The organism is Sphingobacterium yanglingense (assembly GCF_004363245.1).
Classification (GTDB): domain Bacteria; phylum Bacteroidota; class Bacteroidia; order Sphingobacteriales; family Sphingobacteriaceae; genus Sphingobacterium; species Sphingobacterium yanglingense.
Window position 1 is genome coordinate 581,310 of record NZ_SNYV01000013.1, and the last position, 25,750, is coordinate 607,059.

Annotated in this window: 19 protein-coding genes; 16 read left to right on the plus strand and 3 right to left on the minus strand. The window is 39.5% G+C overall.

What is annotated here, in order from left to right; translation table 11 throughout:
* Positions 1-6: 6 nt before the first annotated feature.
* The 4 genes from CLV99_RS10815 to CLV99_RS10830 all read left to right on the plus strand — a co-directional run bounded on the left by CLV99_RS10815 (position 7) and on the right by CLV99_RS10830 (position 3,456).
* Complete coding sequence (locus tag CLV99_RS10815; RefSeq protein WP_133584509.1) at positions 7-582, plus strand: hypothetical protein; 576 nt, start codon at positions 7-9, stop codon at positions 580-582.
* A gap of 87 nt (positions 583-669) precedes the next feature.
* Positions 670-1,188 (plus strand): thioredoxin family protein, encoded by a 519-nt coding sequence (locus CLV99_RS10820; protein WP_246032741.1) that lies wholly within the window; start codon positions 670-672, stop codon positions 1,186-1,188.
* A 65-nt stretch (positions 1,189-1,253) separates the two neighbouring features.
* Positions 1,254-2,129: a helix-turn-helix domain-containing protein gene (locus tag CLV99_RS10825; RefSeq protein WP_133584510.1), complete on the plus strand. Its 876-nt coding sequence runs from the start codon at positions 1,254-1,256 to the stop codon at positions 2,127-2,129.
* Between the two features lie 91 nt (positions 2,130-2,220).
* A complete protein-coding gene (locus CLV99_RS10830; protein ID WP_133584511.1) occupies positions 2,221-3,456 on the plus strand; it encodes a TCR/Tet family MFS transporter in 1,236 nt (411 codons plus the stop codon).
* Between the two features lie 67 nt (positions 3,457-3,523).
* On the opposite strand, the gene tyrS is transcribed toward CLV99_RS10830, so the two are convergent.
* Positions 3,524-4,729 carry a tyrosine--tRNA ligase gene (gene tyrS / locus CLV99_RS10835; RefSeq protein ID WP_133584512.1) on the minus strand — a complete coding sequence of 402 codons (1,206 nt, stop codon included), beginning with the start codon at positions 4,727-4,729 and terminating at the stop codon, positions 3,524-3,526.
* Positions 4,730-5,103: 374 nt separating this feature from the next.
* Here tyrS and CLV99_RS10840 point away from each other — a divergent pair, with 374 nt between their 5' ends.
* The 5 genes from CLV99_RS10840 (at position 5,104) to CLV99_RS10860 (ending at position 12,183) form a co-directional block, all read left to right on the plus strand.
* Positions 5,104-5,682: an RNA polymerase sigma factor gene (locus CLV99_RS10840; RefSeq protein WP_133584513.1), complete on the plus strand. Its 579-nt coding sequence runs from the start codon at positions 5,104-5,106 to the stop codon at positions 5,680-5,682.
* A 129-nt stretch (positions 5,683-5,811) separates the two neighbouring features.
* Complete coding sequence (locus CLV99_RS10845; protein ID WP_133584514.1) at positions 5,812-6,780, plus strand: FecR family protein; 969 nt, start codon at positions 5,812-5,814, stop codon at positions 6,778-6,780.
* A gap of 196 nt (positions 6,781-6,976) precedes the next feature.
* Entirely contained in the window at positions 6,977-10,321 is a 3,345-nt protein-coding gene (locus CLV99_RS10850) for a TonB-dependent receptor (protein ID WP_162850093.1), read from the plus strand.
* 38 nt (positions 10,322-10,359) lie between these two features.
* Positions 10,360-11,205, plus strand: coding sequence for a hypothetical protein (locus CLV99_RS10855; RefSeq protein WP_133584516.1), 846 nt, complete (start codon positions 10,360-10,362; stop codon positions 11,203-11,205).
* Between the two features lie 456 nt (positions 11,206-11,661).
* Complete coding sequence (locus tag CLV99_RS10860) at positions 11,662-12,183, plus strand: hypothetical protein (protein ID WP_133584517.1); 522 nt, start codon at positions 11,662-11,664, stop codon at positions 12,181-12,183.
* A gap of 24 nt (positions 12,184-12,207) precedes the next feature.
* Here CLV99_RS10860 and CLV99_RS10865 read toward each other — a convergent pair whose 3' ends face one another.
* Entirely contained in the window at positions 12,208-13,251 is a 1,044-nt protein-coding gene (locus CLV99_RS10865) for an SMI1/KNR4 family protein (RefSeq protein WP_133584518.1), read from the minus strand.
* 230 nt (positions 13,252-13,481) lie between these two features.
* Here CLV99_RS10865 and CLV99_RS10870 point away from each other — a divergent pair, with 230 nt between their 5' ends.
* Positions 13,482-14,789 carry an N-acetylmuramoyl-L-alanine amidase gene (locus CLV99_RS10870; protein WP_133584519.1) on the plus strand — a complete coding sequence of 436 codons (1,308 nt, stop codon included), beginning with the start codon at positions 13,482-13,484 and terminating at the stop codon, positions 14,787-14,789.
* A 93-nt stretch (positions 14,790-14,882) separates the two neighbouring features.
* On the opposite strand, the gene CLV99_RS10875 is transcribed toward CLV99_RS10870, so the two are convergent.
* Positions 14,883-15,383, minus strand: coding sequence for a type 2 periplasmic-binding domain-containing protein (locus CLV99_RS10875; protein WP_133584520.1), 501 nt, complete (start codon positions 15,381-15,383; stop codon positions 14,883-14,885).
* A gap of 281 nt (positions 15,384-15,664) precedes the next feature.
* On the opposite strand from CLV99_RS10875, the gene CLV99_RS10880 reads away from it, so the two are divergent.
* The 6 genes from CLV99_RS10880 to CLV99_RS10905 all read left to right on the plus strand — a co-directional run bounded on the left by CLV99_RS10880 (position 15,665) and on the right by CLV99_RS10905 (position 25,744).
* Positions 15,665-16,681, plus strand: a complete 1,017-nt coding sequence (locus CLV99_RS10880; RefSeq protein ID WP_133584521.1) for a hypothetical protein — start codon at positions 15,665-15,667, stop codon at positions 16,679-16,681.
* Positions 16,682-16,798: 117 nt separating this feature from the next.
* Positions 16,799-17,188 (plus strand): acyl-CoA thioesterase, encoded by a 390-nt coding sequence (locus CLV99_RS10885; RefSeq protein WP_133584522.1) that lies wholly within the window; start codon positions 16,799-16,801, stop codon positions 17,186-17,188.
* A 1,311-nt stretch (positions 17,189-18,499) separates the two neighbouring features.
* On the plus strand, positions 18,500-19,054 hold the full coding sequence (locus CLV99_RS10890) for an RNA polymerase sigma-70 factor (RefSeq protein WP_133584601.1): 555 nt from the start codon (positions 18,500-18,502) through the stop codon (positions 19,052-19,054).
* A 67-nt stretch (positions 19,055-19,121) separates the two neighbouring features.
* Positions 19,122-20,273 carry a FecR family protein gene (locus CLV99_RS10895; protein ID WP_133584523.1) on the plus strand — a complete coding sequence of 384 codons (1,152 nt, stop codon included), beginning with the start codon at positions 19,122-19,124 and terminating at the stop codon, positions 20,271-20,273.
* 168 nt (positions 20,274-20,441) lie between these two features.
* Positions 20,442-23,930 (plus strand): SusC/RagA family TonB-linked outer membrane protein, encoded by a 3,489-nt coding sequence (locus CLV99_RS10900; RefSeq protein WP_133584524.1) that lies wholly within the window; start codon positions 20,442-20,444, stop codon positions 23,928-23,930.
* Between the two features lie 26 nt (positions 23,931-23,956).
* Complete coding sequence (locus tag CLV99_RS10905) at positions 23,957-25,744, plus strand: RagB/SusD family nutrient uptake outer membrane protein (RefSeq protein WP_133584525.1); 1,788 nt, start codon at positions 23,957-23,959, stop codon at positions 25,742-25,744.
* The last annotated feature ends 6 nt before the right edge of the window (positions 25,745-25,750 follow it).

A 25,750-nucleotide genomic window follows, 5' to 3' on the forward strand; every position in this document is an offset into this window, starting at 1 on the left:
TTATTTATGACCAAGACAGAACTACAAACCAAGCTAACGATTTTATATCAAACGCTCTTTGATCTAGATCCGAAAGAAAATAACGAAATGGACAAAAACTGGTTAAATGGTATCACACCATTTGTTAACAGTATTCCTGATAAGAATTTTCCATTTTTCTTGTTGGTCGAAGAGGTAGGTGATACCGTTGAGTTTATTATCAATACCCGAACTGCTGATTTATTTCGGGCCGAAAGCGAAGACCTAAATAATGATAAAGATTTTATTCCGCAGATCAGAGTAAAAGACCATTGGGAGTCATTTGAGTTTGATATCTCCACCTTACTGCTTACCGAATATGTGGACTGGCTTTGGCAACAGACTACTGATAAGTTAGAAATGTCAATTTCAGGGTATGGGATATATGTTCCGATTAAAGAATATTGGAACCAATTTCTGAATCCCTTCTCGTATCCCAATAAGATTTGGATCGGCAAGGAAATGAAATCAATTATCCTGCTGCAAAATGAAAGCGGCCTGTTGAAGTGTCTAGCAAAGGATAAATCGACTTTAAATGAAGCACAGAGAATATTGGAGCGTTAGATTCAGACCCGAAGTTGAAACTTTAATATTTTAATTGATTTTCTCGGGACTCAAGTATTAAACTTTTTCACTAATATTGAAAAAACAATGTTTACTTACAATATCAAAACTCCCACCATGCGTCTCATTACATTATCACTTTTGCTCTTATGTGTCTTCGCGACGCAGGCCCAGCAAGCCACTGTTTATAACCCCAACGCCGATGCCCAAGCTGAAATAGCAACGGCACTTACACAGGCCAAAGCCGAAAACAAACACGTGTTTCTACAGATTGGTGGTAACTGGTGTAGTTGGTGTTTACTGTTTAATAAATATGCTCACGAAAACGATACGATCAAGACAGCCTTTGATAAAAACTATGTAGTTGTCCATGTCAACTATAGCAAAGAACAAAAAAACGAAAAGCTATTGGCTTCTTTGGGATACCCTCAACGGTTCGGCTTTCCTGTATTTGTTGTACTTGATGCAAAGGGTAATCGTCTGCATACACAAAATACAGCACTTCTAGAGCAGGGGCATGGTTATGATACCGAGAGAGTATTAGGCTTTTTGGAGAACTGGTCGCCTAAGGCGTTGGATCCCGCCAGTTATGCAGAGAGAAAGTAAATTCCAATTGTTTTCCTGTTCAGTGGAGGAGAATAAAATAAGTTCTTCTGTAGCTCATTCTAAATATGGCATTGCATCTCACATTAGAGAACATCTATAAGTTATATCAGATAGATCCATCTACAAAGATGGAGGGCATTGTCATTTTACGGCAGACGAATAGTACAGATATAGAGATTGGACCGAATAGTCGTCTATTTGACGGTCTACTACTCGGTTTTTTGATACGAGGCACTATGAAGGTTCAGCTACACTTTTTAGAACATGAAATTCAGGCCGGCGATATAGCAGTACTGCAACCGCAATTAATGATAGACACCCAATCATTAAGTCCCGACGCAGAAATTGTCACTATTGGTCTCTCATTGGATTTTATGGCAGGTTTTCCTATGATGCGAGAGCTTGTGATGAACGATCAGGTGCGTTGGTATCCTATCATTAGCCCATCAGAAGAAGAGGTTAAGCTTCAACAAGAGTTGATAACTCTTCTAGAGCATTTCTATCAAAAAAAAGCGAGTAGAAAGAAAACAGAGATGCTCCAATATTTGGTAGCGACCATGATGTCCATGATAACAGAAAAATACGCTGCTTTATCAGACAAAAAAAGTATAACCAGAAGCCGTACGCACGAACTCCTGGATGATTTTTATGTGCTGATTTCAAAGTATGCACAGCAGGAGCGGAGTGTGGGGTTCTATGCCGATAAGCTTTATCTGACACCGCAGTATCTCTCTACTTTTTTAAAGCAGCATACCGGCCGGTCAGTCTTGCAATGGGTCGATCAGATGGTGGTTCTCCATGCCAAAACCCTTCTTCGGTCGACTAGTCTCTCCATTAAACAAATCAGTAGTGAGTTGAATTTTGGAGATACAAGTCAGTTCTGTCGATCATTCAAAAGAGTTACAGGTATTTCCCCTAGAAGCTATAGAAATACCAAGTAGAGGATGTTTTCTATAGCACCATCTTACAAATCGTATGAAAAACCCTTAAAATCGAAAAAAAGCGCTGTCAAACTGTATCTAGATTTGCAGCATGAAGAAATCGACAAAAAAAGCAGCTATAGGTTTTATATTTATCACTTTACTGATCGATATAACAGGTTGGGGAATCATACTGCCTGTAGTACCTACACTGATCAAAGAACTCATTGACGGAGATATTAGCCAAGCCGCGGCCTATGGCGGTTGGCTCGGATTTGCTTATGCCTTTACACAGTTTGTCTGTTCGCCCATCGTAGGCAATCTCAGCGATCGTTACGGGAGAAGGCCGATTATTTTAATTTCCCTTTTTGGCTTTGCCATAGATTATATTTTTCTAGCGTTGGCACCTTCCATTGTTTGGCTTTTTGTGGGGCGGGTCATAGCTGGAATAACTGGTGCCAGTATGTCCACAGCAAGCGCTTATATTGCCGACATATCGACAGACGAAGACCGTGCTAAGAATTTCGGTATGATCGGTGCCGCTTTCGGTCTTGGCTTTGTGATAGGGCCCGTTTTGGGCGGCTTACTTGGACATTATGGTGCTAGGGTTCCCTTTTATGTCGCGGCTATTTTGTGTTTGTTCAATTTTCTGTATGGATATTTTATACTTCCCGAAAGCTTAGATAAAGATAAACGAAGAGAATTTAATTGGAAACGGGCCAATCCAATTGGTTCATTTAAGTTCTTGGGCCGACACCCTGAAATATCAGGAATAATCTTCGCTATGCTATTGACCTATATAGGACTCCATGCCGTACAGAGCAATTGGCATTTTTTTACCATGTACGAGTTTGGTTGGGACGGGCGTATGGTTGGCATTTCCCTCGGGCTCCTGGGGTTGTTATTAGGATTAGTACAAGCCTTCCTTATACGTTGGACAATGCCTAGATTCGGTGAAGAAAAGAATATCTATTATGGGCTTTTCTTTTATGCCTTCGGACTGATGTTATTTGCTTTTGCAGGACAAGGATGGATGATGTTCGTATTTCTTATTCCTTATAGCTTAGGTGGTATGTGTGGGCCAGCATTACAATCAGTCATTACTAAAAATGTACCTCCAAATGAACAAGGGGAGCTTCAGGGGACATTGGCTAGCTTAGTAAGTGCTACCTCCATTATAGGTCCCCCTGTCATGACCGGTTTGTTCTCTTATTGTACACAAGACGATGCTCCTTTTCAGTTTTCAGGCGCTCCTTTCTTACTGGCTTCAATATTACTATTTACCAGCTTAGTGATTGTGTATTTTAACTTTAGGAAAAAAAATACAAGGGAGACTGTCTCTAGATAGAACCCTATACAAGACATTGATAAGCCCCGCCATGAGTGGGGCTTATTATTTTCAGGTTGACACCTCATTATTTTAATTCGTAAAAATCTCTCTTCCCAATCTTAATTTTGGTGTCCTTTTTTAACGTAATATCCATGTAGGGGTCTGTTATTTTCTCCGTATCCACCTGCACAGCACCACTTTCAATCAATCTCCTGATTGCTGATTTTGTTTGACCTTTTTTCAGTTGGACGCATAGTTCTACCAAACTGATTGTTTTACTGTCAGACTGGATTTCAGAAATAGCAATAGGTTCATAGACCTTCTCTTCAAAGTTTTTATTCTGAAATTGATTGGTGAAGAAATCCTCCGCCTTTTGAGCTTCCTCTTGATTATGGTATTGGGTAATGATATTTTTAGCGATGATCTTTTTGATATTCATTGGATTTTCCCCGTTGGATAATCTTTCTCTTAATGCCTGCTTATCTCCAATAGAAAAATCAGTAGTCAGATCTAAAAATTCATCGATCAGACTATCCGGAACAGACATCGTTTTTCCGAACATTTCAGTCGGCTCATCCGTGATTCCGATGATGTTATTGAGCGATTTACTCATCTTTTCCTTCCCATCCAGCCCTCTCAATAGTGGCATGCATAGCACAATCTGAGGACTCATTTCAAACGTTTCTTGAAGCTGTCGTCCCATTGTACAGTTAAAAAGCTGGTCAGTTCCCCCCATTTCAATATCAGCTTTGATATTTACGGAATCGTATGCCTGTAAGATAGGGTATATCAATTCGTGCATACCGATAGGTGTGTTTTCAGTAAAACGTTTATTAAAATCATTTCGATGCATCAGCTGGGCAACAGTTACTTTTGATAGAACCTGAATCACCTCGGAAAAAGAAAGTTTGTCCAACCAATCGGAATTGAACACGATTTTAGCTTTACTAACATCAATTATTTTTGACAACTGATTGAGGTAAGTCTGTGCATTATGTTGAACATCCGCTATTGACAGTGGCTTTCTGCTTTTATTTTTGCCTGTAGGATCACCGATTCTAGCGGTAAAACTACCTACCAAAATCACAATCAGATGTCCAAGATCTTGAAATTGTTTGAGTTTTTTTAAAACCACGGCATGACCCAAATGTAAATCAGGAGCCGTAGGGTCAAAGCCTAGTTTAATAATTAGTTTTCGGGACTCTTTTTGCGCTTGCGCCAGTTTCTCTTCCAGACCGTTTTCTGGAAGAATGATTTCCACATTTTCTTTCAATTTTTCAATCGTTTCCATTTTTTTTAAAATAAAAAAGCCCGAGCGTAAGCTCGGGCTTTGAGGTTATGTTATTTAAATATATTACGTTAGTTATTCATTTTGAAACAGACATAGCCTTTCCGAGCAGATACTATTTTGTAATAATAAGTGCCATAGAAAGGGAATGGTAACATGTTGTCCAAGTGTCTCATCTCAGTACAAAGGTAGTTTTATTATTTTGATATCCCAATAATTCGTTTTTTCGATAGGTACAACGTTACTATCACAGCAATTCCTACTTTCCAATTTCAAAATTGTATCGAAGCGAGTTTATAATCATATAAAAGAGTACGTCAATCGGGTAACAAAAACTTAACACACTGTGTTAGAGTAATGCAGTTATCTTTGTTTCGATGGAGCAATTTTCAGATACCGAATTGTTAGCACTCATACAAAGAGATAGCCAACAGGCCTTTGCTGTGATATTACATCGTTATAGGGTGCAGCTATACAAACAGATTTATCGCCGCATAGGGGACGAGGAAGAAACCAAAGATGTATTACAAGATATTTACATATCACTCTGGAAACATCGGAACAACATTTATATCAAGGATACCTTTGCTCCTTATCTATCCAAGGCAGCCCATTACGCTATCGTAGATCGTTACCTGTTCCAGAAGAAATCAAATACCCTCAAACTTGCCCTTACCCGTCAGGAGCAGTACCAATGGTCGGCAGAAGATCAAGTCCTTGCCAATGACCTTGAACATGATCTCGACAGATTACTGACCAAAATGCCTTATAAAGTACAGGAGGTGTTTAAGCTCAGCCGCAAGGAAGGGCTATCCATAAGAGAGATTTCCGTTAAGCTCGGACTTTCCGAACAGACCGTCAAAAATTACCTTTCTACAGCACTGCATATTTTTCGCAAGCACCTCGGAGAGAAGAAGCTTTCCTATTTCCTGCTGATCGCTTTTTTGTTCCATTGATCATAATGGTTGCTTTCCTACCAAGTGCCTAACAATCCTCAATACCTCTTATTAGGTAATACGTTCTTAATGTAAAAACAACATTTTTTTAATGGTACTGCTTGTCCAATTTTTCGATAATAATAGTGTATGGGCAAACAGAACAACCACCGATTATTGGCAGATAAATACAGAAATGGACAATGCACCCCTGATGAAGTCAAGCGTATACAGTCCTGGTATGAGCAGTTGGAAGATTATGGATTCCCTGACGAGCAAGAGCTTGAGCGCGCTTCAGAAGAAGTGACCGCACAAACACTCCGTCAGGTCGCAAAATTACAACAACAGAAAGCCTTAAGACGCATGATATGGCAGATAGGGGCTGCAGCCGCAGTCATCCTGCTACTGCTCCACTTTTGGCCATCTCAGGATAAGCCAAAGGCCAGCTTCACTTCCCTTGCCCATGTGGCTGATATACAGGAAACGATTACCAGTAACGGAGAGAAAAGAAAATTGATCCTGCCCGACGGTTCTTCCGTCACACTTAATGCGTCTTCGACCGTACGATACCCTAAGGAATTCGGGGTTGAAAACCGTGAAATAGAATTGGATGGGCAAGCCTTTTTTGATGTCGTTTCAGACCCTAAGAAGCCATTTTTAGTGCATACAAAAGATTTGACAGTAAGGGTGTTAGGTACAAGTTTTGACGTGAAGGCCTACACAGGCGAGCAGCAGGCTGTTGTTCGGGTGGCCACCGGAAGAGTCGCTGTTTCAACAGGTAGAACTACCGCCAAACAACTAGCACTCCTTCAACCGGGAGAGCAGTTTGACTATAACAAGAACCAGCATCTTGGAAAAACAGTTCCCACAGAAATCAAAAAAATAACCGATTGGCAACAGAATATCCTGCATTTTGAATTTGTTCCTTTGATCGATATCTGCAGAGAACTGGAGCGTACCTATGGTATTCCTATCATAATCGAGAACAATGATATTTTACAGGAGCGCTATCATCTTAATGTACAGAGCGAAACCATAGACAATATCCTTTTGCTATTGAGCAAATCAGGCGAAGGATTTTCTTACGAAATCAGTAAAGGAAAAATAATCATCAAATAATTCAAGTCATTGTCAGCCCCAAATACGATTGCCTATGTAGTAATAACGCCAAACCACATTTAAAAAGCAAAAAAGCGGAAGTGGTGGAACACTCCCGCAGAAAAAGCTTTCATGATCTTACATTCTCATTTTAAAACCATTAAAAAAAGCTATGTGCAATTTTACAAAAATTCGTACACTTAAACTACTACGTTTTATGTCAAGAGTAACCTTCGTGGTCTCTATTATCACCCTGCTTAGCGCAGGAGTCCTATTTGCTAGTGAAGTGAGGTCGCAAAATCTCGCAAAAGTAACCGTTAATCTCCATCATCGTGTCACTACAGTACACGAATTGCTTGCCGAACTGGCAAGACAAACCGATTTTACTTTTGTCTATACACTGGAGACAGGTCGCATCAAAGTAGACCCACCTAATGTCGACCACAATAAGCTCGATGTGGTCCTACATTGGCTTACCGAAACAAAAAAACTGAATTTCGAACAGGTCAACAAATCCATGGCTGTCAGCAATGCACAAGAAAGGGCCAAGCAGCAAACAGGTCGTATCTCTGGAAAGATCTTGGACGACCGCGGCGAAGCGCTTCCTGGTGCATCCGTAAAGGTTCTGCAGACCAACCAATCGGCAAGAAGTAGTGTAGATGGTAGCTATTATTTCGATATCGTTTCCGGTAGTTACACTATGGAGGTCAGCTACATCTCTTTTCAGACCAAGCGCGTCACTCAGATCCAAGTAAATTCAGGACAACTCACCAGTCTCAATATCGTTCTGTCCTCGTCTACCAGCGCTTTAGAACAAGTCGTGGTTACAGGTAGCTACAAAAAGGAAAGCGTAGCCGGACTTTACGCGGCTCAGAAAAATGCAGCTTCCGTCACCGATGGAATCTCCGCCGAGCAGATTGCGCGAACACCCGACAATGATATGGGCCAAGTGCTCAAAAGGGTAACGGGGCTGACTACCGTTAACAACCGAAGCGTCATCGTACGAGGAATGTCCGATCGCTACAATCAGGCTATGCTCGATGGCATTGTGATACCGAGCACCTCACAGAATAGACGGGACTTTTCCTTTGATATTATCCCCACCGAAATGGTGAGCTCTGTAGTGGTTAATAAAACGGCAACACCAGACGTATCGGCCGAATTTTCCGGCGGGCAGGTGTCTGTAAATACCATAGACATCCCCGAACAGAATTTTACCAGTATACAGCTTGGTACAGGGGGCAACTCGCGCACCACCGGCAAAGATTTCTATCGGCTGGGCGAGCGCCATACCAACGAGTACCTTGGTTTTTTTGATAAATCGGCAAAACTGCCCGATGGTATCAAAACCTGGCAATGGAACAATCGGGCCTCGCAATTGGATGCGCCTCCGGGGTATATCCTGGATGATCCCGAACTCAACGCTATACCACTCAATCCGGTTGAGTTTGGTGATGCCGTCAAATACAACGATCTGGATGCCATTGCCCAGTCCAAAAGATTGAATAGTAATGCCATGCGCCTCTATAAGTATAAAGCTGCACCCAATCAAAATATCCGTTTTTCGCTCGGTCGCCGTTATGAGCTGAAGAATGGAAACCGCTTTGGTTTTGTCGCTTCCGCGAATTTTAGGAATGAACAGAATATCGTTTCTTTTAACAATGTGAGACGATCCCCGATGAACCATTACATAGACAGTACAGGGCTTGGTGATAATGGTGCAGGAACATCTTATCGGTTCAACAGTAATGGTGGGTTAGTGGCCAATATGGGGTTACAGGGACAGCGCTTTAAGGTTACCCTAAAGAACATGTATGCCCGTACCTACAGCGACAATTACAACGAATCTATCCAAACAGCTCGAGAGGATTCCCAACCGATCCCCACCAAGCTAGTCTATCAATTGCCTGAAGCCATGTCTCTACAACAACATCAGTTGACAGGTGAATATCAACTTCCGTTGAAGATTAAAGCCGAAGGGATGTTTACTGTCAATAAAATCAAGCAACAGATTTTGGATGAACGAAAGCTATCCTATAGGTTGACCACGATCATTGGCGATGAGCCCTATTTTCAGACTCCCGGTTTAATGACCCATTCTTCGGCTTCCACAGGAAACACATTCAAAGATTGGCGTATGTGGACAAACATCGACGAAACAGATTACAATTGGAGCGCAGCCTTTTCCCGTAGATTCGGAGAAGGAAAAGATGTATCTACCTCGATGAAGCTTGGTTACCAGGCGTGGACAAAGAAAAGATCATTAGATCTGAATAAAATGGTACCCTGGACCAGGTCTTGGATCGAAGGCACCACCAACCAAAAAGCACCTGCTATCGAACTTCCTTACGACCAGTTATTTGCCAATGAAAACATAGGCAATGGGAATAATCAAGCTTACTATTATGCAGATGCCTTAGGTGGACGGTACTATGATGGTGAGATGAGTTCGCATGCGCTATACCTGATGGCCGATCAAAAACTTTGGAACAGACTTCGTCTGGTATACGGTGTGCGGGCAGAGTATTTTGATCTGACTTCAAAGCAAGAAGAATTGTATCGTAGATCCTATCAGGATGAACCAGATCCCGATGATGTACAACGGCACCGGTTTGGTGTAAAGGAGAGCAGCTGGCGTTTCCTCCCATCGGTCAATGCGACATATAGCCTCACTCCAGAGTTTAATATCCGTGGGAGTTATTCCAGAACTGTGATACGCCCCGATTTCAGAGAAGTAGGTATGTTTGGTATGTACGACTTCGAAATAGACGGGTACGTATATGGAGAGCATGTACAGTCGACCCTGATCGACAATATAGACCTACGACTCGAGTGGTATCCTTCTCCCGGAGAGATTATTTCCTTGACAGGATATCATAAAAATCTGGATAAACCCATCGAACTGATCCATTCGGGCAAGGGGCTCAACGAGTATACCTACGCCAATATGGAGAGTGCAAAGAATCTGGGGCTGGAATTAGAAATCCGTAAAAACTTCAGTTTTCTATCCGATAAGGACTGGGTGAAAGACCTTTTTATATCGGCCAATGGGACGCTCCTCCAGTCCAAGGTCAATGTACTCAGTCATTGGGACTGGATCAATAATCCCGAAACACAGGTGGCCGAACGCGTTCAGCAACGCTATCCTAATCAAGACAGACCGCTGATCGGTCAGTCCCCCTGGTTATTGAACCTCGGACTCGGCTATTGGGGAGACCGTTATGGTGTCACGGCCAGCTATAATCACCGCGGCCCTCGGACCAACCTCGCAAATGTGAGCTTGGCAAGGGTTGAGTATGAACTGGCCCCCAAACAACTGGACGCTCAATTGTATGCCCGCTTTTTAAAGAAAAAAATGGAAGTGAAGCTCAATATAGCCAACCTGTTGGATGACTGGACCCGTTATTATTCCAATATAAATGACTACGAACAAGATGAGAATAAACTTGATGTATTGAAAAAAGGTAAATCCATACGATACAGTAAAGAAGAGGGCGACAACATCACCTATCGCCGAAGAGAGGGACGACGTTTCAGTCTTAGTGTCACTTATAATTTTTAATAAGCGTTTAATGCCTTCAGATATTAAAAAATAAGCATATGAAAGTAAACATAAGAAACAGCATAGCAATAGTTCTATTATTGATCAGTACATATTCCTGCCAAAAGGGAGAATATGTAAATTCATTCTCCGAATTTGTCGAAGTCTATTTTGATGCCGATAAAACGGCATTACGTAATAATGGGGCGGGTGTTTTTATCGCAGCCAAGTACAATGGTAAGCCGATCGAATGGGATATCAATCGAAAAAAAATCAAAGTGGTACCTGGTAAGGCAAAATTTGAGTTCTACGATACCCGAAATGGAAAAACCGTTGCCGAAAAAGATATTGATGTCCAGTCAGATTCCAAAAATGCGTATACCTTATTCCAACCGACCATGGAAGCCCCGGTTGCTTTTATAGATCCCGATGCACAAGCAGCAGAAAGTCCAGCTCCTCCCGGACATATCAAAGTCAAAGTCGCTAATTATGCCCAGGACCTTATTCCTTTTGAAAAGCTGGATATCCGAGTCTCGATCAGTTACTATGATGTCGACTGGAACGAAGTGATCAAAGAGGTCGGTGTCATCAAAGACGTAAAGAACAGTATCGATCAGGCAGCGTACTATATCTTACCCGATGGTTTACCCAGTCCATTGCCTGACCTACCCAGCAACTATCTCTTCGAATTCATAGATAGCAATACGGGGGAGGTATTGCTCAATCATGGAGGAACAAACTATTCCAATATGGCATTTAGTCCTGGAAGTACCGATCCTCTACCGGCCAAAAATATATTTACGCTGTACATGGTCTCTAGAGAAACCTGGGGCGAAGCACCTCCATTCATCAAAAAAGGCGACACCTTCTATGAAATAGCGACTAACATACTTTTTGCAAATTAATTTATTATAATATAAATAGCGATTACAACTGTTGATTTTTGTAAAGTAACAAGGAGTCGTACCGTGTAATCATCCGTTATACAGGGGCTGTGTCAAATTTCAGGATACAGCCCTTTGCGTTTTACATGTAATTAATTATAAGAAGATGAATCACTGAAATAAAGTGCTCAAGTTATGAGACAGTATTAATCTGAGATAAGTTTAAAGCAAATCTAAAAATAGGATATAGTGTTTTGACCGAAGTCACATACTATTTATAGTGGGAGCATAAAGCGGTTTTGCACAAAATCATAATAGATACTTAATCTTCAGCTCATTTCTGATTGACATATTTGCGCTAATCCAGATCAGGATTATGGACAAGATCGACGGACAATACTTTATAGCTAGAACTAATCTTATGGTTATGTGTCGGATTTTTTTTAATTTGATCAACGAAAAAATAACACAAAGTATATGTTCTCATTTTTTAAAAGACAGCGCCCACGGAAACACCTAAAGGTTGATCAATCCGACAAAGGTGGCTTCAAATTTTCACTGGACCTTAGAGAGCATCAATTAGCAGACTCTTTTAAGGTAAAGATCCCAGTAGAATTTGTTCCTTATGAAAGCGATAGATTCCGTGCAAAAACTGAGGATGACCAAAAAGCTATTTCGATAACAAACTATCAAAAAAAATGGGAGGGCGAGGTAATCGATCAAAAATTCTTTAAAGAACTCAAACTGGCCTTGTACGAAAAGTTTGTAGATGAAGGCGGTTATGAGCCTTATGATGATTTAAAGGCCACTGACCATTTTATCCGCAAGAGCTTTAAAGTAGATCAAGAAACACAATACTACTTTACCAGCGCTCGAATAATTGGCGACAGACTGGTTATTAGTGAGTTTATTATTAGGGAAATAGGCCTGTATAATAGACTTATGATGCCTACACTCGAAATCATCAATAATTCCTTGGAATATACAGGAGACAGTTAGTCCCTAATAAAGGATAAATCCAGATCATGCTCCGGCAATTTCTTTCAAAAAACTCAGGAAACTGTCTGCGTACAACTCAAATTCCCATACTCCAGCTCCATGGATGCTTTTGTAGATAGGGGCGTCGTTATCTTTAATCTGGCTAATATCTATACAGTATGGATCAGCTCCCGCATCAGCGATGACAACGAATTTTTTCGGCCATTCTTCAATGATTTGATTCGTTACGGGGTTGAATGAATATCCTTCCTGTCTTTCCAACAAGTCGGAAGCTCCGTATATATTTAAACCTTGGAAGTATTTCTTACTGTCTATGTACACATTCAGTGGCGAATAATTTTTAAGAAACAGCACATAGTTTTCAGGTAGTTCCCATCTTTTCGCTATCTTCAGCATGTCTGCTTGGTCTGCAATAACAAGCCAGTTTGCTGGATTTGATAAGTCCTGATTTTTACGTCGTTTTGCCTCCAGTTTTTTGTTAAGTTTTGCAACAGCTTTCTCAAGCGATGTTTTAGGTTTTTCCAAGGAGTCGTGTGTTTTAGGTTTATCATAACCCTCACCGCGTTGATAGCCCTCTTTCTCCCAGGATTCCACTTCCGCTATTCTTAGATCTTCTGCTTTCCAATATCCTGGATCCTTAGGCAGATCGCGATCAAAAGCCTGTTTGCTGTATATTGAAAGACTTTTGATTGCTTTTGCTCGGACCGAAGTTTCTAGATTTTCGTTTTTTACAAGTTCTATCAATGTTCTAAAAGATTTTTCTCCTTTAGTTTTTAGCAATCCATCAATTCCCCAATAAGTCAGTTCAGGTTGAGTAACACACCACTCGAAAAAAGGAATATACTCCGTTTCATTTTCGTCTACGAGCTTTATGATATCTGAGAGTAAAAAATTCCGCCAATGTAAAATTTTTCCGTTCCTCGCATATTCCGTCAATACATGCAAGACGTACGTCCGTTCCGTAGATGAATACTTCTTTAAAAGCTTCTGTATCAGTTTAGCAAATGCACCACCATCGGTCTCCTCAATTATTTGCTGTGTTAATTTCTCTAAGTTTTTGTCTTTCATGCTTCCTTAGGGATAGATCCTTGTTTTTTCGATATAGCCTGCTTTCCCGTCATCACCGGCACACATCATTGTATTAGCAATATAGATATATTCCTGTGATATTTAAAGTAGGTTTGAAATCAGTTATTATGTAGTCTTTTAAGGTGTTGTACAGCACTCGGTAAGAATGTCATCGTACTGAAGTTATTTCAATACCTAAACATTCTAAAAATTGATATATTTATCGACAGATGAAAGACCTTGCCTTTTCTGGTGCTATAGCTATCGACCAAACGTTGAAAAAAGCAACTACAAGCGATATGAGAAGGTACGGCTATTGTAAGCTAGTAAATACGAAACAATTGAATATGAACCCTATGAAGACCTATCTTTTGCCTATTTTTTATGCCATGTTGATTACTATTAGTTGTGGTGCACAAGTATATGCTCAACAAGCTTGGGTCGGTAGAACAACGGGCGATTTGCCTTATATCGAGTATAGCGATGGGATGGTAAGGTTGGGAGCCGATAAAATGACTTTTATAGATACAGGCGTACGTGTCATGGTGGTCGATTCTGTAGAGAATAGATATAAGATCAAGTTATCCAAAAATTGGCAGGCCTATATTCCCAAGCATTTTGTAAGCCTTAGTACACCATTGTCAGACAGTGTTACTTCTGATGATATTCTGAGTGGCCCTTGGCATCTGTCGGCAAAAGATAATTACGACGTATTGACCATAAGTTTACCAGATCGGTTACCATACCGGAGTTTTCAGCTTGTAGAGCCCAACATAATTATCGTTGACGTATTTGGAGTGATATCAAATACCACATGGATCACCCAGTTGAAAAAAGCCCGTATCGTAAAAAATGTGTACCGCGAGCAATTGGAAAGCGATGTTTACCGTATACACATCGATCTAGAAGGAAAGCAGAATTGGGGCTATTCCATAGATTACGACAACAAGGCTTTACGCATATCGGTCAAGCATGCTCCGACGAAAAAAGGAATCAAAAATCTCTTTATAGCCATTGATGCCGGCCATGGTGGCAATTCAAAAGGTGTAGTAAGTCCTAATGGTAGCGAGGAGAAAGTCTATGCCTTAAGATTCGCTAAGGAATTACAAACATTATTGCACAAAAAGGGAGTGAAAAATGTTTATTTGACACGTGCCGAAGATATTGATATTGCGACTACAGATCGTGTACTGAAGCTTAGGACAGTAAAACCAGATTTGCTGATCAGTCTGCATTTGAATGCCTCTTCCAAGACAGAGGTGAAGGGCGTCAGTACTTACTACCATCACAATGGCAGCAGAGCGGTTTCGAAATATATATTGGATGAAATGCTTGATCTGGGATTGAATGAATTTGGTCTGATCGGCAATTTCAACTTCCTATTAAACTCGCCTACAGAATACCCCAATAGTTTGGTAGAAATTGCTTTTCTAAGCAATCCAGAGGATGAGCAGAGGATACTAGACGAAAAGTTTCATAAGCAAACGGCAGACAAGATTTACAAAGGAATCGTAAGATGGTTAAAAGAAGTGCAATAATTTCATTTGACTTTCTTTTTAAAACGATTCTATACACCATTCTATCTTTGTTAGTTGTCGCAAAATTTGCGACAACCACTTTTTCTCTCTACATTATCTAACGTCCCTTGTATATTCTTCAAATGGCTGATTGTTAAAATCTCCACCTATAAAAAGCCGATCCTGCGATTTAGTTTCGCCCCTTGCAATAAATAGGATAAAAGACTCCGCATCTCCATAAGGTTTATCATCACGTTCCCTAAAAAATATCAAATAAGGATTCCCATTCAATTCTGTCAAAATAAAAGGATGAGCCTTTTCAGTCTCCCTTCGAGCAACTTTCATTATACCAGCATGATAAATTTTAAATTCTTTTAAATGCTGGAAATAATGATCCGAGATTGCTTCCAGAACAGTAGGATCGCTGATGAATTCTAGATTATTATTCTTTGCTTTCCATATTCCATCAATCGAACTGGCCACGACATTTTCTTTGTTGTAATTGATTTCAAGCGTTTTTTTTGTTTGAGAAAATAAAAACGCTGGCGACATTGATAGCAGGAAAAAAAGCAAAATTCTCATTCGTGTTTGTTCTAATGTGTTTTGTTCGTGCATATTTCAGCGAGGCTGACCTTATTTCATAGGAAAGTTTTCTAGCCCTTTATCTGATGCATTTTGTAAAAATACATTTATCCAATCAATCCATATAGACTTTGTCCGTAAATAAAATCCCTAGCTATTCATCTGAATATACTAACCGGATGACAGGGGACAAGCGCATGCGGTCAACCCAACTCAGCTATTATTCACATAGAACTCGCTTTTTCGTACCTTTATGGTATGGGGACTAGAGTCACAACTTGCCCCGTGCAAACTAAAAAGAGAAAAACATTAAAATGAAAAACCTACTCAGGCTATTTGTAGTTTTATTATTCGTTGTTCCGTGTAAAGCACAAAATAACAAATACCCTCAGCTTATTGACGAACAAGAAGACTATTATGCTAATTACTCTTATGCTGATTATAAAAGAGAATTTCATCAAGAGTACGCTTTTTTCTACAAAAGAACCGTTACCAAAGACAGCAAAAGCCACAGCGAAACCGTAAGAAATGAACAGTTCCCCTGGGAAGTACTAGAAAACTCCAATCCAACAGGATTTTTCAATCAAATAACAAACTCAATAAGTATAGAAGATCTAGGAAAGGAGAGGTTTAATATTACAGTTTCCTATGATTTGACAGACAGGCAAATAAGCGAATATCAAAAAACAAGAGGAATTGAGAATACAAATAATTTATCGAGCTTACTAACTTTTGAAGTCCTGTCAACTGATATCACCAATACAGCAACAAAGGAAAAAGTGGTGTTCGAAGAGAATTGGGTAAAATCCTGTTGTGATATTTTTCCAATTAAGAACCCCACAAAGGAAAGACTATTTTTTTATAATCATAAGCATATTGCCCCTAAACAATGCGCTGGGAGCATATCTGTCAAGCTTAAACTTCCTGCGGAATATAGCTCAACGGAAATCACACAAAATGATATCGGTAAAACCATTGAAATTGCAGGAAATCAAAAAATAAAACTCATCGAGTTCATTGATAACAAAGTTCATTTTGAGGTGCTGAATAGCGAAAAACTCAGATCGGAGATCAAATTTATAAACGTTTCACCTACCATCAAGCATATCTATATGCCAAAGTATTTGTATGATGTTTTTCGAACCAATCCTAAAATGAAGTATTCGAAATTCGAGAAAGAATATCAAAAATACCTCAATACAGAAGATGATAATTTACACGAAAACACAGTTTATGTATACACACTAGAAGGGAAACCTGATAAGTTTTATTTTTATTCACCCGTTGAAAAGACACTTTTGGAAAAAGAAATAACTTTAAACCTTAATTAATACCAAACCCAATTAAAAATGAGTTGCAATATTCAAACTTAAATGGGTCAAAACGAAGGAAAGAATCTTCCAGTGGTACTAATCTCTTTTTTTTAGACGAATTATTAAAGTAACCAAATGCAGTATATACATACCATAGAAATTAAAGTCAGTGCCGAACACCTAGATCATAACAATCATGTTAATAATGTACAGTTTGTCAATTGGGTAGAGCAGGCCGCCGCCGAACATTGGGACATCCTAAAAGTTGAAACACCTTACCAAAACGATTATTGGGTCCTGTACGACCATCATATCCAGTATAAGAAACAGGTATTTCTGGGTGATACGATCCTAGTCAAAACCTATCCTCAGGCACCCGAAGGCGTCAAACAGCCCCGAAAGGTCGAGTTTTATGTCAATGATAAGCTCATGGTAGACTCCCGTACACTATGGGTACTTTGCGATAGCGAGACCAACAAAGTCCGTAGACTAGGAGCAGATTGGTTAGCACGTTATGGTTTTTAAGGGGTAAATACGTTTTACGCCGATGACTTCGCGCTCGAGGTATTTTATTAACTTTGATCAATATCTCAATAAATGAACCTTAAAAGTCTGATAATAATTTACCGTCAAAATCTATTTTATAGGTTTTCCCACTGAAGTCAGTAAGGAGAATCCCATTACTTTCAATTTTATCTCCCCTTTCATTACCTGCATATACAAAAATATGAGAACCATCAAACTCCGATTTCTTATTACCGTCTTGGTTATCAAGAGCTCACCATGTACAATGTAGCTGTGCTGCTGTGTATAGATATTGGATACCGTGACCTTCAACTTCGAGTTGACGAAAGGTAATATCCCCCTCGTATTTTTTTAGACCATTTGCTATCCTTTTCAGTTTCTTCTATGGATATATCTTTATCAGCAGTTTCGTGATATGTCAGGATCGGAATATTTTTGAGTACGCAGATTCGAGAAGTATCACTGTCGTTCACCCAGCCACATAGCGGCAGGACAGCAGTAATCTTTTCAGGGTGATCCAATGCTGCAATATACTTCATCGCCTGTGTTGGCAGTGTACTATTATATTCACGATGAATAATGATATTCTCTACTAGCTATCTAAAGATGAACTCAAAAAGATCTTTTCGCTCTCCGCTGTTGTTTTGATAGAATTTTTCTTCTGGGCCTCCTTGAATTTTATTCGGATAGCTTTTCCCTAATCCAGTATTTTTATTTAGCTCCATTTGGTGTATAATTGACTAATACATGTCTTAAGATTCTAAATTACAAAAAATAGGGGGCGAATAGTCCCGAACTAGACGGTATTATCTTACCTGAGTTTGGTTTCTTCACCAAATGGAATATGAAAACAGATGGAGGTATAAATCAAAACTTGTGGTTGTTGCATTTAGCTTATTGTAAGTTTTATATCTGAGTAAGGAACGTCTTCAATAAGCCACAGTCGGAGCGAACTTAATATACATTTAATATTACAATACGTCTAACTAAACCGGGGTTATTTACTTTTGCATGAGTTTTAATATCGTCTATCTATCAGTCTTTAAGGAGAAAAAAATAAATAAAATTAATTTACGCCCAAGAGCTGTCTTATCGTACTATATTAATTGGCTAGCTCTTTTGTTTTATATTTTGCTACAAGATGCAAATACTAGTGAAAGCTTGTTTTAAAATGTTCTGTTTGGAATGAAATCACTAAATTACAAAAAAAGTACATAACCGATTTTTAGGGATAAATAGATCTAAATGATTAACCAATAATTCTATTTTGTGAAGACGAAATATTATCATACATGTAGCGATAGTGAGTTAATGATCTTTCTCTTAGAAAGTGATCACAACGCTTATATGGAAATATATAATCGTTACTCGAAGGGATTATACATGAAGACACTTCAAAAAGTTGGTGACAAAGACGAATCTAAGGATTTGCTTCAAGAAGTATTTACTGCTTTATGGCAAAATCGCTTTTCCTTAACCATTGATACTCCATTAGGAGGCTATCTTTATGCAACACTTCGTTACATGATTATTAAGCGTATAGCACACGAGAACGTTCGAGCGAACTACTTAAGCTCTCTTTCCCAATTGTCTTTGATAGATGATGTTCTGACCGATGGATTGGTTCGTGAAAGAGAGCTTAAACAAGTTATCGAAAAGGAGATTTCTCTACTTCCCGACAAAATGCAAAAGGTCTTTCGAATGAGTCGTGAAAGGCATCTGTCTCACAAAGAGATTGCTTTCCAGTTAGGTCTTTCCGAATCTACCGTCAAAAAGCATATCAATAATGCCCTAAAATCTTTACGGGTCAAGTTAGGCGCTTTCAGTATTTTGATCGGTTTAACATTAACGCATTTATTTTTTTAAATTCTTTTACGCCCAACGTTCAATTTGTAGTACTATACTTAAGACAGACATTAATATTCTGATAAGTATGGACGAAAAAGATAAGCAAGAACTCTTAAAGCGTTATTTGGCAGGAGAATGTACTTCTCAAGAGCGGCTACAGGTCGAACAATGGTACGAGCTGTTGAGCAAGGAAGAAGATAGCCTTGTTATAAATACTACTACAGACTTAGATCACGATATTGATGAAGTGCGGTTCCGCTTATTATCTTCTTTGCATTATAGACGAAAATGGTATACCTATGCATCTATAGCAGCCATTTTCGTAGGTGTATTTATTGCAGCTTATCTATATTTCACACAACTATCGTTTCTGACTATAGAAGATACAAAAATTATTGCCGAAACATCTCCAGATATTTTTCCGGGAGGTCAGGTAGCAGTACTTCAGTTAGAAGATGGTACTGAAATCCCTCTAGAAGGCGTTTCTAATGGAGTTATTGCTACAGGAAATAATCATACGGTTTATAAAAAAGCAGATGGACAACTTGACTATATCAGAAATCAAGAAGGAAATGTGGACAGAGATAAATCAATAACCAACACCTTGAAGACACCTCGTGGAGGGCAATACCAACTTAATCTACCCGATGGATCCAAAGTTTGGCTGAATGCGGCTTCTCAACTTACATATACTATAGATAATAACCGGTCTGATCGTGTCGTCGATCTACACGGAGAGGCTTATTTTGAAGTAGCGAAGGATCAAAGTAAGCCATTCAAAGTTCGTTCTAAAGGTCAGATTGTAGAAGTTTTAGGTACACATTTTAACGTTTCTAGTTACGATGACGACCCTAGTATAAAAACGACGTTATCCGAGGGGGCTGTTAGAGTCACGGAAACTATAAGTAATAAAACCATTCTTTTAGAACCTGGTCAACAATCCACTTTAGATCGTGATCACCGATTAACTGTCGACCGTGTCAATGTTTTAGATGCTATCGCATGGAAGAATGGTAAATTTAGTTTTAACCAATCTGACATCTATGCTGTAGTGAGGCAGCTTTCTAGGTGGTATAATGTAGAAGTTGTATTTAAAGGGAAAGCTAAGAATGTACATCTGTCCGGCGAAGTCCATCGAAATACGAATGCTTCTACTGTACTCGAAATCCTCTCTTTTTATAATTTGAACTGTAAAATTGAAAGTGTGGATGGTGTTAAACGTATTATTATCGAATAAAGTAATACTAAATATATAATCGTAAAATTATTAATCTATGAAAAGAGAAACTTAAAAAAATTATGTAGCTCAAAAAAACGTCTTCCGAGTAGGATCAGAAGACGTGAATGTAAGAGCGCTACCCAAAAAAGTCTATTAATTAAATACCAACTCAAACACACAAAGTTAATGAAATTAATATTTCGTACAACAGCCGTTCGGTCAAGATGGTTGTTTTTTGACAAACCTACTTACAGAAAAATTATTATGAGGTTTCAGGTAATTGCTAGTTTTCTTTTACTGATGTTTATGCAAGTCCGGGCCGATATTTTGGCTCAGAGTGTCTCCGTCAAAGTAAGTAACACACCTTTAGAAAAAGTTTTTAAACTCATAGAAAGACAAACCGGATATGTGTTTCTCTATGACGATGTCGATTTGAAAAAGACAAAAATCAGTTTATCTATTCAGGATGCAACTATAGAAAAAGTATTGGAAGCCTGCCTACAAAATCTTCCAGTGAGCTATAAAATTGTTGATAAAAATATACTTTTTAAAACACAAGTAAGACCTATTAGGGGGCAGCCAGCAGCAGATCGGCTGCAACAGCAGGTAACTGGTGTTATCAAAGATAGTACGGGATATTACCTTTCAGGGGTTGAGATAAAGGTACGAGGAACCGGCAAAGTGACGGTTAGTGATGTATCCGGTAGATTTAAGATTGAAGCTGCCGCTGGGCAATATTTAGAATTCAGTTTGTTAGGTTACAAAAAGCAGGATATTGTTGTAGGAGATAAGCTCGATATGGACGTGGTATTACAAACCGTTACTGCAGATCTAGAAGAAGTCATAGTTGTAGGGTATGGTACACAAAAGAAAATCAACCTCACCGGTGCGGTTTCTCAAATTAGTGGTGAGCGTCTAGAAAATAGAGCAGTTACCAATATTGGTCAAGCCCTGCAAGGGACAGTTTCTAATTTAAACATCAATAGTACAAACGGAGGCGCACCAGGTGCCGTGTCCAGTTTTAACGTTCGCGGTTATACGGGCTTTTCATCCAATGGGTCTGCTATTTCTCAGTCTCCGCTTTTCGTGGTAGATGGTATTCCTGGTGTCGACATTAACACGATTAACATTAATGATGTCGAGAGTATCAGCGTGTTAAAAGATGCGGCATCCGCTGCCATTTATGGTTCCAGTGCCCCCTATGGTGTTATCATCGTTACAACAAAACAAGGCAAAATTGGCAATAAACCAACCATAACCTATAATAACAACTTCTTGATGTCTGAACCTATTAATTTGCCAAAATATATGCGTTCTATAGACTTTGCTAACCTTTACAACGAAGCAGCCGATAATGTTGGAGCTAGTCGGCCTTTTAGCGACGACGCATTAAAGCGTATTCAAGATTATCTTGATGGTAAGATTACTACCGAAACTATTGTGAATCCTGCTCCTGCTACAGACGCTTATTTTGAATGGGGTAATGCTAACGCCAATAATGATTGGTTTGATATACTATATCGTGACTATCAGTTCAGCCACCAGCATAATGTCGGTGTTTCAGGCGGTTCGAACTCCACAAAATACTATGTTGGTCTAGGCTATAACAAACAGAATGGGATGTACGATTTTACAAAAGACTCCTACGATCGCTATAATATCCGCGCCAATCTTTCCACTGCTGTTACTTCGTGGATGAATTTCAATTTTAGAAGTGCCCTTTCTCGCGGAGTTTCCGATTCTCCTACGGCCGAGGGAAATTGGATGCAGGTTCTGGCTGCTCGAAATTGGCCGACAGAACCTTTGTATACGCCCAATGGAAGTTTTGCCTCTGAAAACAGAATGGCTGGGTTTGTAAACGGCGGTCGTACAAATACAGTTTCAGATAAGGCTACGCTTACCGGTGAGATCGAAGTTAACCCCTTCCCCGGATGGAATATAACGGCTAATTATACTTTTGATGGTGCATATATAGATATGGAAAAGCATACTAAAACCGTATACGTTCAGCGTCCGAGTGGTGCAAATCAAGCATTATATGCTCCAAATGCATTCCAGCGACAGAGCAATAAAAATCAACATTATACCGTCAATCTTTTTAGTTCATACACAAAAGAATGGAATGGGCATTCATTTAGAGGATTATTAGGCTTTACACAAGAGCTTTTCGATAATACCGGTGTAAATGGGCTTAATTACTATTTATATTCTAATGATAAGCCTTCCCTTTCGTTAACATATGGTGCCTCACCAACGTTAACCGACAATGCCTCTCAACTCGCTATCCGTGGAGGTTTTGGACGAATTAATTACAACTACCAAGGTAAGTACTTAGTTGAGTTTAATGGGAGGTACGATGGTACTTCAAGGTTTTTATCAGATAAAAGATTTAAATTTTACCCTGGTATTTCTGGAGCGTGGGTAGCTTCTCATGAAAAGTTTTGGAAGCCTGTTCAGCCGTACGTAAATAGTTTTAAATTCCGTGCTTCGTATGGGCAGCTAGGAGATCAGGCATTTACCAGTAGTTATTATCCTTTTTACCCTTCCCTCGTCACAGTAAGCCCTACATCCAGTAACTTTTTGTTTTCTGGAGGTAGAGAGGCTTATATTGGCCAACCTCCTTTGGTAGATGCTGCTCTGACATGGGTGACTGTTAAGACTCTTGATATTGGTGTAGACATGGCAATCTTTAACAATAGGCTAAACTTTACTTTTGATTGGTATAAACGAGTGGCCGATGATTTTGTTGGTCCTGCCGAGGCTTTTCCTGCATTTTTAGGGACAGCAGCACCAGAAGTCAATAATACGGGAATGGTGACTTATGGAGTAGATTTTACCGTAGGTTGGAAAGACAAGATCAATGATTTTAAATATGGCGTAGATCTCGTACTAAGTGATTATCAAAGCAAAGTTCGTAGATACCCTAATCCTACGGGTTTGAATACCACCTGGTATAAAGGACGGAAATTTGGAGATGTTTGGGGCTATCAGACTGTAGGTTTTTTTAAAAACGATGAAGAAATCCTTGAGTCCCCGAAACAAGATCTTATCTACAGCAGGTGGTCAGTCGGCGATATACGTTATGCCGATTTAGATGGAGATGGTATAATTTCTTGGGGCAATAACACCTTAGAGAATCCAGGAGACCGGAACGTCATCGCTAATACTACACCACGGTATTCGTTTGGCGTTAATCTGAGCGCACAGTACAAAAATTTTGATTTTGCAGCTTTATTGCAAGGAGTAGGAAAGCGAGACGCCATCTTTTCTAATGCTAATGTATGGGATGGGGCATATTTTTGGGGTATTACTGGAGATATGTATACAGGTATGCTCACGACCGAACAGTATGATCGTTGGACCCCCGAAACACCGAATGGTTATTATCCCAAGTTTTACTTGGGTGGTGAAATGCAGAAAAATTCGCAGCCACAAACTCGTTATGTTCAGGATGCTGCCTATTTAAGGGTCAAAAATATACAATTGGGCTATACGATGCCTGCAAATGTTTTAAAGACTATTGATAGCCAAAAGCTGCGGTTTTTCTTTAATATAGAGAATATGATCACTTTTACAAAGCTCCTTAAAACGATGGATCCAGAGTTTTCTACAACAGATGGTCGTGTGTATCCATTCCAGCGCGTTTGGTCCTGTGGTATGAATATTACTTTTTAAAATTACCTTTTATTCTCATTTAAGATATGAAACGATATATATTTATTTGGCTAAGCTTTTTGACATTGCTGAGTTCATGTAAAGACAACTTTTTAGAACGGTCACCGATTATTAACATCAGTGATAGTGATTATTGGACTACTGTTAATGATTTGCGTTTGTACGTCAATAATTTTTACAATGACGATGCTCTTTTACCCTCTCGACGAGCTTGGGGGAGTGGTCCTTTTACAATTGACGCTGGCGAAGGCAGCGACACAAACGTGCCTACTAATTATAATAGAAGAATGAACGGTGAAGGTACTTTGCCTTCCTCTGGTGGTGGTTGGTCAGCGTCCGATTGGACACCTTTACGAAATATAAACTATTTTTTAGATAATTATAATAAAGTGCAAGCACCTTTTAAAGAAGTACAGGCCTATGTAGGCGAGGCTTTGTTTTTTCGCGCCTTATTCTATTATGACAAACTTCGCAAGTTCGGTGATTTACCTTGGGCTTCGACGCTAGTTGGCACTGATTCCGAGTCATTATTTTCTGGACGGCTACCCCGTAATCAGGTCGTTGACTCTATACTATTAGATTTGGATAATTCTATTAGTTATCTCTCGGCACGAGCAGGTGGGGCATGGAGTGGCAGAGTCACTAAAGAAGTTGCTTTGGCGCTTAAATCCCGTGTTGCCTTGTATGAAGGTACCTGGGAAAAGTACCACAGTCTGAAAAACACACGATTTAAAGTAGTCGGTGAAGACGGTAGTAAGTTTTTAAATATTGCAGCAGATGCTTCTGGACAATTGATAGCAATGTCTGAGCGATCAGGATATCCTGGTTTAGATAATGTAGGTATTGAAAATGGGTATTGGTTACTTTTCAATCAGAAAGATTACTCTTCAAGTAAAGAGGCGTTATTTTGGCGTAAGTATTCTGCTTCAGAGAGGATTACCCATACATGGACTCGCTATTCAATTAATGGAGGAGGTATGGGGTTGTCCAAAGATATGGTCGATTCTTACTTATGTTTGGATGGTCTACCAATAAGCTTGAGTACGCAATATGTTGGCGACCGTACATTAAAAGATCTGGTTAAAAACAGAGACCCCAGATTGGCACAAACTATACATGTTGACGATCAGCAGCATGTCAAATGGTACGCTACTAAAGAATATTTTACTACTCCCGCTTTCGAAATTAATGGAGCTAATAATACGTCTACCGGCTATCAGATTTATAAAGGGCATACAGGTGATTTTGAAGAGTACAGTGTTTCTCAAAGTACACAAGGGTACGTTCATTTCCGTTATGCCGAAGTTCTATTGATTTATGCCGAGGCCAAGGCCGAGTTGGGCACAATTACCCAGATTGATATCGATAAAACAATCAATGCACTGCGTATCCGTGCTGGTATGACCGTAGGATTATTACAGTTAGGTAATATTCCTGTTGACCCCAACTGGGAATTTCCTCTTTTATCGCCTATATTAAATGAAGTGCGCCGTGAACGTAAGATTGAGTTAGCTGCAGAATGGTATCGTGTTGATGATATTTTCCGTTGGGCTGCAGCAGATACTAAAATTTTCGGTCAGCGTCCTTTAGGTGCTTATAAAAAACAATGGGAAAACTATCCAGGGGCGACAGCTCAATTCATTAAGTCTTTAGCTGCTCTTCCTGTAAATGCCGATGGCTATATAGATCCATTTAAAATATATGGCATCATGGATAAAGGCTATCAATTTAAGCTAGATCGCGATTATTTATTACCTATTCCTACCAATGAGATCACGCTTAATCCAATGTTGAAACAAAACCCGGGATGGTAATTTTAG

Excerpts from the sequence above, each read along its gene's own strand:
- CLV99_RS10880 (WP_133584521.1), top strand. The coding sequence starts at position 15,665 with ATGAAAAACCTACTCAGGCTATTTGTAGTTTTATTATTCGTTGTTCCG.
- CLV99_RS10865 (WP_133584518.1), bottom strand. The coding sequence starts at position 13,251 with ATGAAAGACAAAAACTTAGAGAAATTAACACAGCAAATAATTGAGGAG.
- CLV99_RS10900 (WP_133584524.1), top strand. The coding sequence starts at position 20,442 with ATGAAATTAATATTTCGTACAACAGCCGTTCGGTCAAGATGGTTGTTT.
- tyrS (WP_133584512.1), bottom strand. The coding sequence starts at position 4,729 with ATGGAAACGATTGAAAAATTGAAAGAAAATGTGGAAATCATTCTTCCA.
- CLV99_RS10855 (WP_133584516.1), top strand. The coding sequence starts at position 10,360 with ATGAAAGTAAACATAAGAAACAGCATAGCAATAGTTCTATTATTGATC.
- CLV99_RS10815 (WP_133584509.1), top strand. The coding sequence starts at position 7 with ATGACCAAGACAGAACTACAAACCAAGCTAACGATTTTATATCAAACG.
- CLV99_RS10890 (WP_133584601.1), top strand. The coding sequence starts at position 18,500 with ATGATCTTTCTCTTAGAAAGTGATCACAACGCTTATATGGAAATATAT.
- CLV99_RS10830 (WP_133584511.1), top strand. The coding sequence starts at position 2,221 with ATGAAGAAATCGACAAAAAAAGCAGCTATAGGTTTTATATTTATCACT.
- CLV99_RS10820 (WP_246032741.1), top strand. The coding sequence starts at position 670 with ATGTTTACTTACAATATCAAAACTCCCACCATGCGTCTCATTACATTA.
- CLV99_RS10895 (WP_133584523.1), top strand. The coding sequence starts at position 19,122 with ATGGACGAAAAAGATAAGCAAGAACTCTTAAAGCGTTATTTGGCAGGA.
- CLV99_RS10845 (WP_133584514.1), top strand. The coding sequence starts at position 5,812 with ATGGGCAAACAGAACAACCACCGATTATTGGCAGATAAATACAGAAAT.
- CLV99_RS10840 (WP_133584513.1), top strand. The coding sequence starts at position 5,104 with ATGGAGCAATTTTCAGATACCGAATTGTTAGCACTCATACAAAGAGAT.
- CLV99_RS10860 (WP_133584517.1), top strand. The coding sequence starts at position 11,662 with ATGTTCTCATTTTTTAAAAGACAGCGCCCACGGAAACACCTAAAGGTT.
- CLV99_RS10875 (WP_133584520.1), bottom strand. The coding sequence starts at position 15,383 with ATGCACGAACAAAACACATTAGAACAAACACGAATGAGAATTTTGCTT.
- CLV99_RS10870 (WP_133584519.1), top strand. The coding sequence starts at position 13,482 with ATGAAAGACCTTGCCTTTTCTGGTGCTATAGCTATCGACCAAACGTTG.
- CLV99_RS10905 (WP_133584525.1), top strand. The coding sequence starts at position 23,957 with ATGAAACGATATATATTTATTTGGCTAAGCTTTTTGACATTGCTGAGT.
- CLV99_RS10825 (WP_133584510.1), top strand. The coding sequence starts at position 1,254 with ATGGCATTGCATCTCACATTAGAGAACATCTATAAGTTATATCAGATA.
- CLV99_RS10850 (WP_162850093.1), top strand. The coding sequence starts at position 6,977 with ATGTCAAGAGTAACCTTCGTGGTCTCTATTATCACCCTGCTTAGCGCA.
- CLV99_RS10885 (WP_133584522.1), top strand. The coding sequence starts at position 16,799 with ATGCAGTATATACATACCATAGAAATTAAAGTCAGTGCCGAACACCTA.